This is a genomic window from Pediococcus ethanolidurans (genome assembly GCF_001437405.1).
GTDB classification, from domain to species: domain Bacteria; phylum Bacillota; class Bacilli; order Lactobacillales; family Lactobacillaceae; genus Pediococcus; species Pediococcus ethanolidurans.
Window position 1 is genome coordinate 1 of the sequence record NZ_JQBY01000032.1, and the last position, 14,831, is coordinate 14,831.

16 protein-coding genes are annotated in these 14,831 nt (G+C 34.6%); 15 read left to right on the forward strand and 1 reads right to left on the reverse strand.

Annotation, left to right across the window (positions count from 1 at the left end; all coding sequences use genetic code 11):
• Positions 1-550 precede the first annotated feature (550 nt).
• From IV87_RS09965 to IV87_RS10040, 15 genes are all read left to right on the forward strand, one after another.
• Positions 551-1,831, forward strand: a complete 1,281-nt coding sequence (locus tag IV87_RS09965) for a sensor histidine kinase (protein ID WP_162259955.1) — start codon at positions 551-553, stop codon at positions 1,829-1,831.
• Complete coding sequence (locus tag IV87_RS09970) at positions 1,832-2,581, forward strand: response regulator transcription factor (RefSeq protein ID WP_057807865.1); 750 nt, start codon at positions 1,832-1,834, stop codon at positions 2,579-2,581.
• Positions 2,582-2,784: 203 nt separating this feature from the next.
• The gene (locus IV87_RS09975) at positions 2,785-3,420 is read left to right on the forward strand and encodes a hypothetical protein (RefSeq protein ID WP_057807868.1); all 636 of its coding nucleotides are present in this window, start codon (positions 2,785-2,787) and stop codon (positions 3,418-3,420) included.
• Positions 3,421-3,612: 192 nt separating this feature from the next.
• The gene (locus IV87_RS09980) at positions 3,613-3,813 is read left to right on the forward strand and encodes a hypothetical protein (RefSeq protein WP_057750857.1); all 201 of its coding nucleotides are present in this window, start codon (positions 3,613-3,615) and stop codon (positions 3,811-3,813) included.
• A 343-nt stretch (positions 3,814-4,156) separates the two neighbouring features.
• Positions 4,157-4,369, forward strand: a complete 213-nt coding sequence (locus IV87_RS09985) for a hypothetical protein (RefSeq protein ID WP_143053199.1) — start codon at positions 4,157-4,159, stop codon at positions 4,367-4,369.
• A gap of 566 nt (positions 4,370-4,935) precedes the next feature.
• Entirely contained in the window at positions 4,936-5,760 is an 825-nt protein-coding gene (locus IV87_RS09990) for a hypothetical protein (RefSeq protein WP_057807870.1), read from the forward strand.
• A gap of 15 nt (positions 5,761-5,775) precedes the next feature.
• Positions 5,776-6,684, forward strand: coding sequence for an ABC transporter permease (locus IV87_RS09995; RefSeq protein WP_057807872.1), 909 nt, complete (start codon positions 5,776-5,778; stop codon positions 6,682-6,684).
• Between the two features lie 7 nt (positions 6,685-6,691).
• Positions 6,692-7,600 carry an ABC transporter ATP-binding protein gene (locus tag IV87_RS10000; protein WP_057807874.1) on the forward strand — a complete coding sequence of 303 codons (909 nt, stop codon included), beginning with the start codon at positions 6,692-6,694 and terminating at the stop codon, positions 7,598-7,600.
• 592 nt (positions 7,601-8,192) lie between these two features.
• Positions 8,193-8,705: a sigma-70 family RNA polymerase sigma factor gene (locus IV87_RS10005; protein ID WP_057807876.1), complete on the forward strand. Its 513-nt coding sequence runs from the start codon at positions 8,193-8,195 to the stop codon at positions 8,703-8,705.
• Positions 8,695-9,801 (forward strand): hypothetical protein, encoded by a 1,107-nt coding sequence (locus tag IV87_RS10010; RefSeq protein ID WP_057807878.1) that lies wholly within the window; start codon positions 8,695-8,697, stop codon positions 9,799-9,801. Before IV87_RS10005 ends, IV87_RS10010 begins: the two co-directional genes overlap by 11 nt.
• A gap of 599 nt (positions 9,802-10,400) precedes the next feature.
• Positions 10,401-10,619 carry a helix-turn-helix domain-containing protein gene (locus IV87_RS10015; protein WP_057807880.1) on the forward strand — a complete coding sequence of 73 codons (219 nt, stop codon included), beginning with the start codon at positions 10,401-10,403 and terminating at the stop codon, positions 10,617-10,619.
• Complete coding sequence (locus IV87_RS10020; protein ID WP_057807882.1) at positions 10,619-11,425, forward strand: hypothetical protein; 807 nt, start codon at positions 10,619-10,621, stop codon at positions 11,423-11,425. Before IV87_RS10015 ends, IV87_RS10020 begins: the two co-directional genes overlap by 1 nt.
• The gene (locus IV87_RS10025) at positions 11,406-11,930 is read left to right on the forward strand and encodes a hypothetical protein (RefSeq protein ID WP_057807884.1); all 525 of its coding nucleotides are present in this window, start codon (positions 11,406-11,408) and stop codon (positions 11,928-11,930) included. Before IV87_RS10020 ends, IV87_RS10025 begins: the two co-directional genes overlap by 20 nt.
• Positions 11,927-12,439 (forward strand): ATP-binding cassette domain-containing protein, encoded by a 513-nt coding sequence (locus IV87_RS10030; RefSeq protein WP_057807886.1) that lies wholly within the window; start codon positions 11,927-11,929, stop codon positions 12,437-12,439. Before IV87_RS10025 ends, IV87_RS10030 begins: the two co-directional genes overlap by 4 nt.
• A 718-nt stretch (positions 12,440-13,157) precedes the next feature.
• On the forward strand, positions 13,158-14,459 hold the full coding sequence (locus IV87_RS10040) for a D-serine ammonia-lyase (protein ID WP_057807889.1): 1,302 nt from the start codon (positions 13,158-13,160) through the stop codon (positions 14,457-14,459).
• A gap of 168 nt (positions 14,460-14,627) precedes the next feature.
• On the opposite strand, the gene IV87_RS11265 is transcribed toward IV87_RS10040, so the two are convergent.
• A partial coding sequence (locus IV87_RS11265) for a hypothetical protein (protein ID WP_236698995.1) occupies positions 14,628-14,831 on the reverse strand: 204 nt, incomplete at its 5' end.

Below are 14,831 nucleotides of genomic sequence, written 5' to 3' on the forward strand. Positions count from 1 at the left end.
ATTCACCAATACCAGAAAGTGTAGACCCATATTATCGGGTGGGGAATATTGGCACTAGCATTCATTTTAGCAATCGCAAGATGGTTAGACCACAAATTGCAAAATTAATTTAGATAAAAAGGTTTAATAAAATGACGACTAAGAAGAGATTTTATATTGTAATGGCAATTTTCTTTATAATTTCGTTGACAATTCTTTGGTTATTTCCAAGTTACTCTGCTATTTGGGGAATCGTTAGCATTCTTATTGGTCATTTAGTGGTAGGTCTGTTAAATGTAATTAGGCCGCTAAAAAAGTAGAAGGGCGTTTATTTTGATGATTAACGTTAATCACGAACTATTATACGTTAATCGAAAACATCACTGTTTATATTGTGTCGTTGATACAATTTAGTTAAACTAGAGGATGTGATGCAAGACGAAGATTTGGTTTAAAGGAAGCCAAGGATGAACTAATCTGATTATTCATCTAAACTAACATACAAATGATAGAACCTGGGATTACTGAATTTTTTATTGAAAATTTTGTGCTAATTTTTGTTATTTTAAATATGAATACCTATCTAAAAAATAATTGTGAGTTGAATGTAGTTACTTTAAACTTTGGAGTTAGCATTCTTTGTGCAATTTTAGGGATATTTTTGGAAGATGCTGCTTACCTTCCTTTAGTTTTAGGAGCAGTCGTAATTGAGATAGGTAGACAAAGGCGGTGTAAAATCCGTCTGCGTTATGTAAATACCATGCTCATAAGCGTTATTATCCAAATGATACTTATTTCTATTAGTGCATACATTAGCACGACAATTTCAATGTGGAAAAATCATTTTCATTCGCTTAAATCACTTTCTAAAGTTAGTGGCATGCTGATTACACAAGATCTTGTGATTGATTTATTTTTTACTTTACTTTTATTTATTTGGTTTTATCACCATCGTACATGGTGGTATCATTTGGTTGATCAAATTGAAGACTTAGGATTATCCACACGAATTTTTTGGATGTTAATGATGATTTATGCATCTATTCAAATCATTTTAATTATTAGTGATATTCAGAATATCACAGCAACAATTCAAGCAGCCAGTATTGTGATCTTTATGTTGATTATTCTTTTAATGGGTTGGCAAATGCAGTTCTTCATAAAGACCTATGCTACTCAGCAGAGTGTGAAAGACGAAAAAATGAGGAATCAACAATTACACGATTATTTGGATAGTGTTTCCCAACAATATACGGAGCTGCGTCAATTTAAGCATGATTTTCGAAATATTATGGTGTCCATGTCAGAATTAGCTAAGCACGGTGATCAAACTGAACTTAATGAATACTTGTATGAGTTGAAAAATCAAAAGAATTTAAATCAGTCATTAAAAAAAGCGAGTATATCTCAATTAGATCATCTCAAAAACGAAACCTTGCAAGGGCTTATTGTCCAGAAGTTTTTTGAAGCTCGCAAACAAAATGTTGAGTTGAATATTGAAATTGAACAAAGTGATTTTTTTATTGAAAAGCAATTGGTGGATATCGTTAGAATTGTCGGAGTGCTTTTAGATAATGCGATTGAGCAGGCAGAAAAAATGTCCGATCGAAAAGTCGCCTGTGCCCTGATTAAAACGGTTGATACTGTAGAAATTTCTGTTGAAAATACGGTAAAGTTACCATTTGATTTGAGGAAAATCTTTAAACTTGGATTTTCCTCAAAAGGAGAGGATCGTGGATTAGGACTTGCAAACGTCAAGGAACTAGTTGATCAAAATGAAAATTTTTACTTAGATACACAATTGATACAACGAAAACTAAGAATTACTTTAATTATTACGGGGGAGAAATAAGTGTTTTCAATCTATTTATTAGAAGACAATCCAGAGCAACAGGCATTTTACGCAAGAATTATTAAAAATACTATTATGATTAATGACTATGCGATGAAGTTGGTTTGTGCCACAAACAGTGTTGAAAAATTAGAGAATGGTATTTTAGACCAGGAACAGGGACTGTTTTTTTTGGATATGGAAATTGCCAAACAGACGGATGCGGGATTAAAGCTGGCTAGTAAAATTCGACAGAAGATGCCATTTGCACAAATTGTGTTCGTGACGACACATGATGAATTGGCATTTTTAACCTTGGAGCGTAAGATTGCACCATTGGACTATATCTTAAAAGATCAATCAATTGAAGATATTAAATCTAAAATTATTGAAGACGTCAATTTAGCGCGATCTCAATACGTTGAGTCTCTCTATCATCAACAGTCGTTGTTTGGGTATCACATCGGGTCCCGCTATTTTTCAGTACCAATGAGCGAATTAGTGATGTTATATACCATCAAAGAGCGCCCGGGAAGCGTTACCATGATTGCTGAAAATCGACAAGCAGAATTCCCCGGAAATCTGAACAATTTGGAAGAAAAGTATACGAATTTGTTTCGTTGTGATAAAAGTTATTTGGTTAATTTAGATCATATGACCAGCTTTAACGCTCAAACCAGACAATTGCATTTTAATCAGGGACTTTTTTGCAAGGCATCTTTTCGCAAGGCCCGAGATTTGACTAAATTGATGAAAAATCATGTATCTTAAAATGGATTTACAGTATAAAATTGTAAATCCATTTTTTTACGTTAATCATTGAAATTGGTACGTTTATTTTTTATTTACTCACACCAGACCGTTTGACTATATACTATAGACATACTAAATAATTATGAGGTGTTTGCGATTTAATAAAGTGGGGTAGGGATTAAAAACGACAATGAAAATAAGTGTTTACGGGGGGATTTATTATGTTAAAGAAGAACATGAAAAATATTGCATTAGTTTTGACGTTAATGTCTTTAGGTACTGTTGTAGTGCCAAGTTCTGTGGCTTATGCTGATACTGTTAAAAATGATGAAACAAGCAAACAAGATATAACAACAAAATTAGAGAATCAAGGGGAACTATCAGGGGACGATGTTGCAAAACTTTTTAATCAACAAAAGTCGGAAACAACAATCCAAACAAATGAAATTCAAGATGCAGAGTTGTATGATAACTTTGATCCGACAATTAACTTGGTAATTACACCAGATGAAGTTAAACAAGCAAAAACACACCTTATGTATTATGACAATTTTACGGCAGAAGAACTATCAACAATTAGTGACAAAGAAGTGGTTTATTTATATCAACAGTCTCAAAATCCCGAAACAAGAATGAGAGGAAAAACTGTTGCAAAATTGATATTGAAAGTATGGAAAAAACTACCTAAAGCGGCGAAAAAGAAGATTACAAAGCTTACGGGCTTAGGAAACTTTCTAAAAGTTGTGGATCATTACACAGGTACAGAGTACCATATCATTTATTCGGCATTGAGAAAAGTTGGAATGTCAAAAGGATGGGCAAGCATGACTACCAAAACGATTACTCTCTTTATTTAATTTGAAGACATGAGCAAATCTAAATATTATAGTTTGATGTAGACGAATTGCTTAATTTTTTAGCGTTCAAGTGTTCGATACTGAAGATAAATATATTATTAGCTCTACATCAAATTTTACTACTGTGACTTTAATTATCTAAAGAAGCGTAGCTTAAGGGAGCAGAAAAGAGGCTAAGAAGGGCGTGTTGGTATGAAATCGGATAGTAAAACCTTAAGTATTATAGAATGGGGACTGTTTATAGCTGCAATTATTTTTAACGTTATTTATATTTTGGATGGCAAATCATTTGGAGCGGCGCTTACAGCTACAATATGTGGTATTATATGGAGTTTATTACAGATTATTGGAATAGCTACAAGTTTGTATTATTGGCACAAAGATAAAAATTAGTGCCGGTGTGAGGTGCTTCGATTTAAGATTTTAAAATCAGTCAACGATTATTTTCGGAAAATATCTGTTATTTTTATTTTTATTATTACCAAAAATCTTCAGTCAAGCGAATTGTTATGAGAAGCATCAAATGTTTTAAAAAGTAAAATTAGTGGACAACGTCCTGTATTATTTATAAAGGTTCTCGTCAGAAAATGTAATCACAAACTTGTGGTTGAAATTTTTGTCGGGAATTTTTTGAATAAGACATAAAGAAAATTACCAAATGCTGAGATTGTTGAAACCTTTTATCTATGACTAGTCACTAATAGGTCTGGGGGTCAAACGTTTGGGAATAAACACATTGAAAAAAGATATAGAACTAGTTTTTCAAGCAAAGTGGGGTGATAGAGAAGAGTGGTCTACCTTACTGGTTGATCTGCAATCAAAAATGTACAAAACTGCGTTGTTATATTTTCACAATCAGGAGGATGCTCTAGATATTGTGCAAGAAACTTCTTTACAGGTATTCTTGAGTATCAAGCATCTGCGGCACCCACAATATTTTGATACGTGATTAGTACGTATTTTGATTAATGTATCGCGTCGCTTTTATTATCGTGATAGACTTGTGTCCGAAGTGGTTGAATTGACAACAGATTTTCATAGGTAAGTGGATCTTCATCAAGACTTGATGCAAGATCTTGCTATGGTTCCGGAAAAGCACTTTGCTCTGCTTGGCTTTTTATAGTTTATCACCAAGTGTAGCCTCTACTTTAGATGATGAACTAAAACGACAACATGGAAGGCTTATATTAGGTATCTTTTGCAGCTGTATTATGGCTATTTAAGCCAGAACGGCCAACGGCCTTTAATGACCTTATGGATTATAGGGGCTTGTTTATAACCTGTCTGATCTTCAATCTAATTTACATTTTAGATGGCAAAGCGTATGGTGCTGCACTTACGGCAACGATATGCGGGATAGTTTGGGGTTTATTGCAGATTATCGGAATCATTACAGAAATATATTATTGGCGCAAAAGTGAGCGTAGTAACAAATAGGTAAAATTAGTAAAGGGGTGAATACTAAAACGAATATGGCTAGATTGCATGCTTTTCACGAATTCGTTTAGAGCTTTTATGACAAAAATAAATTTACGACGGTTAAATGTTATAGCTAAATTTACGTTTAAACATAACATCAAGAAAAGCTCATACTGGTCCGGCTTGTTATGGCCGGTTTCTGTGTTAGTTATGATTTTAGCATTTGGAATCTCGCCTGATGTGAACACGAAAAATTTAGTGTTTAGTAATTTTCCCAGAACTTTATCAATTGGCATGGGTGTCTTTGTCTTACTCTTCAGTTTGTTATTAATACCCATAACTGGGAATGAGATTGAAAATGATCGATCGTCAAAAATTAATGAGTTTTTGTGGGTCATTAGTAGATCAGAGGATCAATTTTCTGGCAGATTACTAGGTGTCTTTTATCTTTTGATAGCAAGCTTGGGTCTATATATAATTGGTTTCTCTTTTTTTATGACAACGAATGAATTGTTATCCTCGTTAATGACAGCCAGTTACAGTTACTTTGTAAATTGGCACACCTTTTTATTAATTTTACTTATGTTACAAATCTTTGGTTGGATATTGTTATTGACTGCACATATCAGCATTTACATAAAAAATCATAGTCATTTACTACAGGCTTTAACGCCAGTTTATGTGTATATCATGATTTCCATCTTTTTGACATTCGTCACTTTGGGACATTTTTCGAGTTCTAAGTTGCTTACTGCTCTAATTTTTCCGGTGTGGTCACAAATAATTAGCAGTCAACTTGTTTTTTATCATCGGGATGATACGTTCTTTTTATTCATAAGTACGGGTCTGCAAATGCTTTTGCTTGTAGGCTATTTTTGGATAGTCAAACAGAAATACCAAAAAGCCGCAATTATGGATTAATGGGGAAGTGATGAGATGAAGATACTCAAACAAAAACAAGTTTTGGCGGTAGCTTGTCATGAAATTAAAGGTCAATTAAGTTCATTTACTTATTGGACAATTATTTTGTGGCCATTATTAATTGCAGCAATTTTTGAACGAAGCGGAAATATTCATCTCGATCTGTCGACTAGCAATTATTTGAATTTAAATTTATTTTGGGGAAACTTTCTCCCCATATTTATTTTTATGGTTAGTCTTTCGTATGTGTCTATTATGGCTAATTCGGTGGCTGTGGATAAAACGAGTAAAATTTCGGAAATGTTATTGGCAATGGTAGATGCTAAAGAACAATTGATTGGTAAAATCTCAGCAACCTATTGCCTGATGCTTTTACACATGACGATTTATGCAGGGTTAATTTATATATACGAGCGAGTGACGCACGGTTTTATCGTTCAAACAATCATTAGAAATACTAGCCCCGTTTTTTTCGTGTACATTGTGTTAGATGCCGCAGTGGCGTTATTTATGGCACTAGTGTGGGCTACCGAAATTGCGTCTTATGTGACGGATGAGTCACAAGTGGCGGTGGCCGTTATTCCAGTTATGTTACTGATCGGGACTGGAACGATGGTGGCATTTTTATTTAATGCACCACATTACTTTGATGCAGGAATTAGCGTTATGCGTGTGTACGCCAATGTTGTATTAGCCTTTCCACCAATTGGATCCTTATTGATGCCAACATTATTGGCTAATCAAAATGTTAGTTACGTTGAAGCCTATTTGAACATCATAATTCAGTTGGTTATCATAGCTTGGCTACTAAAACAGAGTATTCGGCAGTATCGCTTTGGCTTGTTATCATCCAAGAAAGCAAATCCGTTTTTATCAGTGCTTGCACACGAAAATACTGGCAACTTGAAAGAAAATAAAAGGTGAGTTTTAAATGATTGAACTACAACATGTTTCGAAACGATTTGGTAACTTTAATGCGGTATCCGATTTATCATTTTCCTTGCATAGTGGTCAAATATTGAGCTTGATCGGGCAAAACGGCGCGGGGAAATCGACAACTTTTCACATGATTTTGGATTTTATTAAACCAGACAGCGGAAAAATATTGTGGAGTGGCAAACCATTGACTCCTGATGCAATCACCGCGAAAGTCGGGTATATGCCTGAAGAACGGGGGCTCTATCCAAAGGAGACCATTAAAAGTCAACTGCTTTACTTTGCAGCACTACACGGGATGAAAAAAGCGGAAGCTATAATACTCCTAGACGACTGGATGAAAAGACTTAATGTGGTTGGGAAATCCACTGATAAAATCGAATCTTTATCCAAAGGAAATGCACAAAAAGTGCAACTGATTGCTTGTCTGATGTTTAAGCCACAATTGTTAATTTTGGATGAACCATTTTCTGGATTGGATCCGGTAAATAGTGAATTGCTGATTAAGGCGATCTTAACGGCAAAGCAGCAAGGGACAATGGTTATCTTTTCAACTCATAATATGGATAATGTACAGAAGTTATCAGACTATATTGTCATGTTGAAACATGGCCAAACTGTTTTAAAAGGGACACCAACAGAAATTTATCGACAATTTGGTCGGTTGAGATTAGATATTGAAGGATATCAGAATGTAGAACGACTTAAACGAATTCAGGGTGTCAAAAAGGTTACTTTGATGGCTAATGGTGTACACCTTGAATTGAATAATGAGCAGTGTGGCAAAATAATTTTCACCGAGGTTACCAAGCACGGCTATGTGCCGGTTTTTAATCAGCATTATCCTGATTTAGAAGCTATCTTTAAATATGAGGTGCATAAAAAGGCTTATGATCGGCTGTAATAGGAGTGGGATGCACAGTTATCATACTTCAGTATGTGATTTTAGGCATTGAAGTAGGTTTCAGCGAATTATTACTCTTACAGATTGTTTTATTGACAGCTTTAGTTATTATCAAACACCGAAGCAATGAACTGTAATTTTAAATTTTGTTGAATCATGACGTTAATCATTAAAAAGTGCACGTTAATTTTTTAATTTACCGTTTTGATTTGTATGCATATATACTACATTTATGTGGTAAGTTAAATCACTAAAAACAATGGCAACGGAAAATAAGTATTTATGGGGAATAATAACAAAAGAAGAGTAGTAATACTTTCTTCGCGGGGACTTTTGTTATTTTACATAGCATGAAATAAAAGATTGTTCTCTGTAGCGTCAAGTATTCTGAAAAAACAAAATTAATGGAGAATGTCCTGTATTACTATAAGGATTCTCGTCAGAAAATGTAATCACAAACTTGTGGTTGAAATTTTTGGCGGGAATTTTTTTGAATAAGGCATAAAAAAATTACCAAATGTTGAATTTGTTGGAACCTTTTATCTATGACTAGTCACTAATAGGTGTAGGAATGAAAAGAGGGGGGAACGTATTGGAAAAAGATATGGAACTGATTTTGTTAGCAAAACGAGGTGATAGAGAAGCATTAACTAAATTACTGGTTAATCGACAAGCAAAACTCTATAAAACGGCGTTGCTTTACATTCACAATAAAGAGGATGCTCTGGATATTGTGCAAGAAACATCTTTGCAAGCCTTTTTGAGTATCAAGCATCTGCATCATTTACAATATTTTGATACATGGTTAATACGTATTTTAATTAATGTTTCGCGTCACCTTTACCGTCGCGAAACACCGGTACCAGAAATAGTTGAATTAACAGCAGATTGTCATAAACAAGTGGATCTTCATCAGGATTTAATGCAAGATCTTGTAATGGTTCCAGAAAAGTTTCGTGTGGTATTGATTCTCTTTTATTTTAATGAATTACAGGAATCTGAGATTGCAAAAATTTTACGAGTACCAACTGGAACGGTTAAGAGTAGATTAAACCGCGGCCGTGAATGGTTACGAGAAAAAGGAGATGTCATTCGTGAATATTAACTGGCAGCAAGAAACAAATAAGATAAAAGTACCTGAAACTGCGGTTACTCAGGCAATAACCAGAGGACTTAATCAAGCAACTAAGCGGCAACAAGGCCATCGAAAATTAGGACTTATGCTTACTGTGGCCGCTCTTCTTAGTATTATATTATTTAATCCATTGACTATTCAGGCCGGAGGTGTTGTTCCTGCAATTCACCAACTACTTGATAAAAAAAATCAAAAAACGCAAAATTTTGATCCTACCATGAATGAAATTTTTAGTGGTCTGTCAGATGTCTCCGCTTATCAATCTGTGAATTCATCAACAGTAAAGGGGGATGGATTAACAATTCAAGTTAGAGGTGTAATGACATCTGCGGGTATTAAAGCATTTGTCATTGACTATAATGGTGCCCATATTAATCCTGCAGCACTTCGTCATCAGGATGTACACGTGACACTTAATCAACATCAGTCAGTCATTGATCTTGAACAAAATTATGGACAGATTGCTCTTGGGCATTACCGTCAATTCATTGCCTTCTATGTCAATGGTGATTCATCAACTAGCAATGACACCATTGATATTCGTATTGGACATGTTAATGGATCCTCACAGAGCATTTCACTACCCACAATCAAAACTAAGTCACTTTCCACAACCGTTCATAAAGTTACTGAAAAAACTGGTAACCTTACAACTGGCCAAGGTGCAATTGATCAAATTAATTCAACTTCACATTCGTTTGTTCTCAACTATTCGGTGTCATTTGATCAGCGAAAAATGGCTAAGTCGACAGCTAGTTTAATTAAGAAAGCAACATGGATATCAGACGCAGATGTTATGGTTAATAATAAGAAAATTGGAGATTTGATGTTAGGGTCAAGTGGAGCAAAAATTGGTGAAAAACAACAAGCAAATCAGGTTACCGTGAAATTCCAATCTATTTTTGCTTCTCAATGTTATGTTGACAACCAAGGTAAGAATGTTTCAATTCAAGATCTTAATCCTCAAGCTGTTGTACGATTCAAGTTGGAGATCCCTAGTCATAGTTCTTATGATCATATATTAGGTTACTTAAATGTGCCAATTACGGCATTACTACCTAAATAGGGAGCATATAATCATCTTATTTGAAGAGAAGTAACTATGAAAAAGAGAATTTTTGCAAACAATAATCTCATTCAAAGCAATAAGTGCTTGAAATTGAAATTAATAAAAGTCTGTTTTTACGTTAATCTGTAAAAATCATACGTTAATTTTTTGTTTAGTCGTGTTAGTAAATATAGAGATACACTATAAATATGATAACAGGACATGAAACTTATTTGTTAGAGTTATTCAACTTCATTGAAGTTCAATTCCCGGTGAAATCGGCCACGTAAACCGATGGTTGCTAGAATGTAAACCACTGGTTTCTATGCAAAGAGCCGTTCTCATTGCATAATTAGTTTTGTTGATTAACAAAAATTGAAATTTATATTTTTGACAACGGAAAATTAGTACCTACGCTCTGGGGGGAGTTCATAAAATTAAAAACTGAATATACGCTTCGCTAATTAAGACGTGTATGAAGGCAGGTATTAATAAGAACAGGTAGATCTTTTACCGGTTCTTTTTTTCTAAAGTAGTAAGTTCAAAAGTGATCGATCTTGGAATTCCTTAAAAGTTTTGTTAATCGACAAAATTAACTATTTGAGGAAGTGTTTAACATGAGGGAAATTTTGTCTTACAAACGTATTCGTCAGAGAAACGGTTTGTCTCAACAAGAGGTTGCAAATAAACTCCATATTTCTCGGCAATCAGTGTCTAAATGGGAAAACGCACATGCTCAACCTAGTATTACTAATTTAGTCAAGCTTAGCCACATCTATCAGGTTTCTTTGGAAGAACTAGTGTGTGGTTACAAAGTTTCAGAAAAGAGATCGTAATGAAATTAACTAGATATAATGTATTTGCGGTAGGTATCTTTTATTTTGCCTATGGTGTCTGGGCCTACATTGTTTTTATGGGCGAACCACCAGCCAGCGATGTGGGTAATAGTGTCGAAGCCGGAATTAGCTTCTTTTATAGCATTCAAGGAACTTATGAATCAGTGTTATTGATGTTGTTGCCCATGATTTGTTTGCCGTTATTCTTTGCCAATAATCTTTCTCAAGATCGTTATACAGGTTTCAATAAATTCTTGATTTATAGACTAGGATCATTGCAACGATACATACGAAATTTCTTTATTAAAACTTTTGTGGTTACTTTTACGGCATCTCTTATTTGGCAGTGCCTATTATTACTTGAAATTAATTTTTTAATGGCACCAATTCGAATGCTTCGGTCAAGTAGATTTTTGAGGAACTCGTTGGGTTATATCTTTTCTCAAAATAGCTATGTAAACTTGTTTTGGTTTGTTCTATTGACCTCAATCGGGTGGGCTATATTTATTTGTTTGGTACTAGCGATTAGTCTGTTCATTAAAAATCCGTATATCTTCTGGGGATTAGGGTTAATAGTAGGTCTCCTGTTGTTCATAGTTCCGACACTATTAGGAAATGGTCTAATAAGTTATTTATTTTTCCTTCCCATTTTAATTATGCCTGGAAATCAGATAATTGGTAGTAATATTCCGAGCTTGTCGCTTTATGTTCAATATACACTGACTGGTATTGTGTATGTGAGTGTGACCTGGGGATTAATTGCGTTATTTATCAGAGGAAAATTATATGAAGAAAATCATCAATAACAAGTTTTTATTATCTACATGGTTTTTTATAGGACTCCTGGCAGTTATTGCGGTAGCCTTTGCCTATCACAGCAAGGATCTATTTTCTGGTCTAGGATTGAGTAACATTCAGGCACTTATTTTCAATAATCTTTATATTCTTTTGGCAGCTAAACAGAGTTGGCAACTCGATCATATTAATCCGTTGTTAATCCCTAGAATGGGTAAAAGATTATACTTACAATTTATGGAAATGACGGCAGTTATTCGTGTTAGTTTATATATTGGAATTGAGACGATGCTTACCTTAATGATCATTCCAATTCATGCTCAATTGGGAGCCATTACCTTAATTTTTGTTTTAGTTAATTGGTGTCAGGGTATTCTTTTTGAAGTAAGCATCAACGCCTTTTTATTCAGAATTAATAAAGTATTTGGCCTAATATTGGCGATGGGTTTAAATATTATGGTGCACTATGAAATCATCATGAATATTTTAGGAAGGGCGGTAGGAATGGTACAATGACGAATTTATTAGTAGTTGAAAAGGTTATTAAGAGTTATAAGGAAGCAGTCGTTTTAGAAAATGTAAGTTTGCAGATCGCAGATAAAGGACAAATCATTCAATTAAAAGGAATTAATGGTTCAGGAAAATCGACACTGTTTAAGTTAATTGGGGGGTTGGAAAAACCAGACAGCGGTGAAATTTTATTGAGTTCAAACACTAATCTAGGGGCGTTGATTGAAAATCCTGGATTCTTGGAAAACTTTAGTTTAGCCTATAATCTTCGCTATTTAGCAAGTATCAAGTCTCGTTTGAACGAAGCATATGCGGAAAAACTCTGTCAAACACTGGCATTAGATTTACATAGTCACACCAAAATGAAAAATTATTCTGTTGGAATGCGTCAAAAGGCTGGAATTATTCAGGCCATAATGGAAAAGCAAAATCTCATTTTGTTAGATGAGCCTTCTAGGGGTTTGGATCAAGAAAGTTTGCAAAAGTTTGTAACGCTTATGAACCAATTGCGATAACAGGGCCGCAGTATCATAATCGCTTCGCATGAAATTTATGAAAAAATGGAGATTGACGAATGTTTGAAATTAGAACACGGGATCTTGTCACGTATTTAAGGCCGTTAATACTTGCGTGTATAAGTACCTTGATTTTGTTGAAGCTAATCGACAGTTATTATCAGACAAATAGTCAGTTGTTTTATTTACAGTATTCTATAAACGATCCTACGATAAGTTCTTTAGCACTTTTTTGTTTATCAATTTGGTTATATACAATTGCCATTATTCAACCACTTAGAGCACACTATGCGATACAAAACATGGCAATTGTGAGATCAAAGAAAACCGAAGTCAAGCGTGTTTTAATTGAATGCTCAAATCTTTGGTTAGTGATCATGGTAACAACAAATATCTGGGACGCACTATGCTATGGTCATATTTTTTTGCAGGGAATAGTTATCTTCCTAGTGGGATATTTGTTGAGTTGGTTGTTAGTGATAAAAATAAAATTGAGCAATTTGTTAGTTGTATTGTTAGTTTTGGTTCAAATCTTGGTACGGCTGGTACTTAGACTATAATGCTAAAAATTAATTATATGACCAATTCTGTTTGTAAATTTTACAAAGCACGGTTGATAACTTAAATTTGTGTTGAATTACCTTAGACCACTTAAAAAAAGAAGTCATTGTTGTTATACTGGATAACGTACAAAAACAAGAATAGGGAGATCTAGAGAATGAATGTCGATGCTTTGATCGAAAAGTACCCAGAAGTAAAAACAATGCAGGAGTTAAAGCCTTTTTTCTGGCGTAACCCTGATTATGGTAAGAAAGCTGATCTTTCAATTGGAATTGCAGATGTTTTTGATGCTGAAGCACGTTTTCATCGATTTGCACCTTACTTTGAAGTAGCTTTTCCAGAGACGGTGGCTACTCATGGAATCCTTGAGTCACCATTAATAGACCTTCCAGACATGAAGGCTCGTCTAAATAAAAGCTTTACAAATAAAATAGAAGGTGGCTTGTACCTCAAAGCTGATAACTACTTACCAATTTCCGGTTCGATTAAGTCTCGTGGTGGAATTTATGAAGTCTTGAAATTTGCTGAAAAAGTGGCCATTCAAGAAGGCGGCTTGATCTATGAAGACAATTACGCCGTGTTAGCCAGCAAAAAGTATCACGAGCTTTTTGCCAAATATGGAATTGCGGTGGGCTCAACTGGTAATTTAGGTCTTTCAATTGGAATTGTGGCGCAAAGATTAGGCTTTCGAACTTCAGTTCATATGTCAGCCGATGCTTCACAATGGAAGAAAGATAAGTTACGTTCATTTGGTGTGAATGTAGTGGAGTACAACGATAACTTCACACATGCGATTACTGAAGCTCGCAAGTCGGCTGCAGCTGATCCAATGACTTATTTCATTGATGATGAAGGTTCATATGATTTATTCCTCGGTTATTCGGTTGCCGCATTGCGACTACAAGCCCAATTAAAATCCCAGGGAATTAAAGTTGATAAGGATCATCCTTTGTTTGTATACTTACCAGCTGGTGTTGGTGGCAGTCCAAGTGGCGTTACCTTTGGTCTAAAGAAGGTTTTAGGCGAAAATGCACATGCTATTTTTGCAGAACCCACACATATCCCTTCTGTTACCTTAGGGATGGTTACTGGTTTAAATGATAAAATTTCTGTTTATGATATTGGCATTGATGGCACAACTAAAGCTGATGGTTTGGCTGTTGGTCGCGCATCAAGAATTGCTGGTAAAAATATGCGGACGTTATTATTGGGAACGGCAACTTTCAAAGACGAAGATATGATGAAAGATGTTGTTCGTTTGTATGAAACTGAGAAAATTGGATTGGAACCTTCGGCAGCTGCTGGATTTACAATTATGGATCGGTCGCTAGAAAATCTATCGGCTGATTTCCCAATGAAAAATGCTAATCATATTGTTTGGGCAACTGGTGGTAGCATGGTGCCAAAAGAAGACATGGAACGTTATCTTGAAATTGGTCGTGAAGAATTAGCTAAATAATGAAAAGGGTAACTACTAGTTCGATTAGATTCTTAATTTATCTAATTAACGATCAAATAAGGAATATTCAAACTCAAAACTCAAATCTCAAATCCAAAATTATATATATTTTAAAGTCAAAAAAGACTCCTGATGCATCCAATCGGCAGGGGTCTTTTGTTTTACTCATTATTTTTTGCTACGTGTATCAATATAGTTTACAAGCAAACACCACAAAATGAAAAGTATAAATGGTACAACAGTACTGTTATGAAAAACAAAGATCTCTAAAAGTACTAATATTATTGCTGTACCTAATATAATTGTCCGTTCTTTTGGAGTTCTTTTAAAAATCTCTTTAAAACCTGAAATATTCATAAAAAAAGAACTAAT

What these genes read in the sequence shown, in the direction of transcription:
- IV87_RS09965 (WP_162259955.1), top strand. Translation starts at nt 551, where the DNA reads ATGAATACCTATCTAAAAAATAATTGTGAGTTGAATGTAGTTACTTTA.
- IV87_RS09975 (WP_057807868.1), top strand. Translation starts at nt 2,785, where the DNA reads ATGTTAAAGAAGAACATGAAAAATATTGCATTAGTTTTGACGTTAATG.
- IV87_RS09980 (WP_057750857.1), top strand. Translation starts at nt 3,613, where the DNA reads ATGAAATCGGATAGTAAAACCTTAAGTATTATAGAATGGGGACTGTTT.
- IV87_RS09990 (WP_057807870.1), top strand. Translation starts at nt 4,936, where the DNA reads ATGACAAAAATAAATTTACGACGGTTAAATGTTATAGCTAAATTTACG.
- IV87_RS09995 (WP_057807872.1), top strand. Translation starts at nt 5,776, where the DNA reads ATGAAGATACTCAAACAAAAACAAGTTTTGGCGGTAGCTTGTCATGAA.
- IV87_RS10000 (WP_057807874.1), top strand. Translation starts at nt 6,692, where the DNA reads ATGATTGAACTACAACATGTTTCGAAACGATTTGGTAACTTTAATGCG.
- IV87_RS10015 (WP_057807880.1), top strand. Translation starts at nt 10,401, where the DNA reads ATGAGGGAAATTTTGTCTTACAAACGTATTCGTCAGAGAAACGGTTTG.
- IV87_RS10020 (WP_057807882.1), top strand. Translation starts at nt 10,619, where the DNA reads ATGAAATTAACTAGATATAATGTATTTGCGGTAGGTATCTTTTATTTT.
- IV87_RS10025 (WP_057807884.1), top strand. Translation starts at nt 11,406, where the DNA reads ATGAAGAAAATCATCAATAACAAGTTTTTATTATCTACATGGTTTTTT.
- IV87_RS10030 (WP_057807886.1), top strand. Translation starts at nt 11,927, where the DNA reads ATGACGAATTTATTAGTAGTTGAAAAGGTTATTAAGAGTTATAAGGAA.
- IV87_RS10040 (WP_057807889.1), top strand. Translation starts at nt 13,158, where the DNA reads ATGAATGTCGATGCTTTGATCGAAAAGTACCCAGAAGTAAAAACAATG.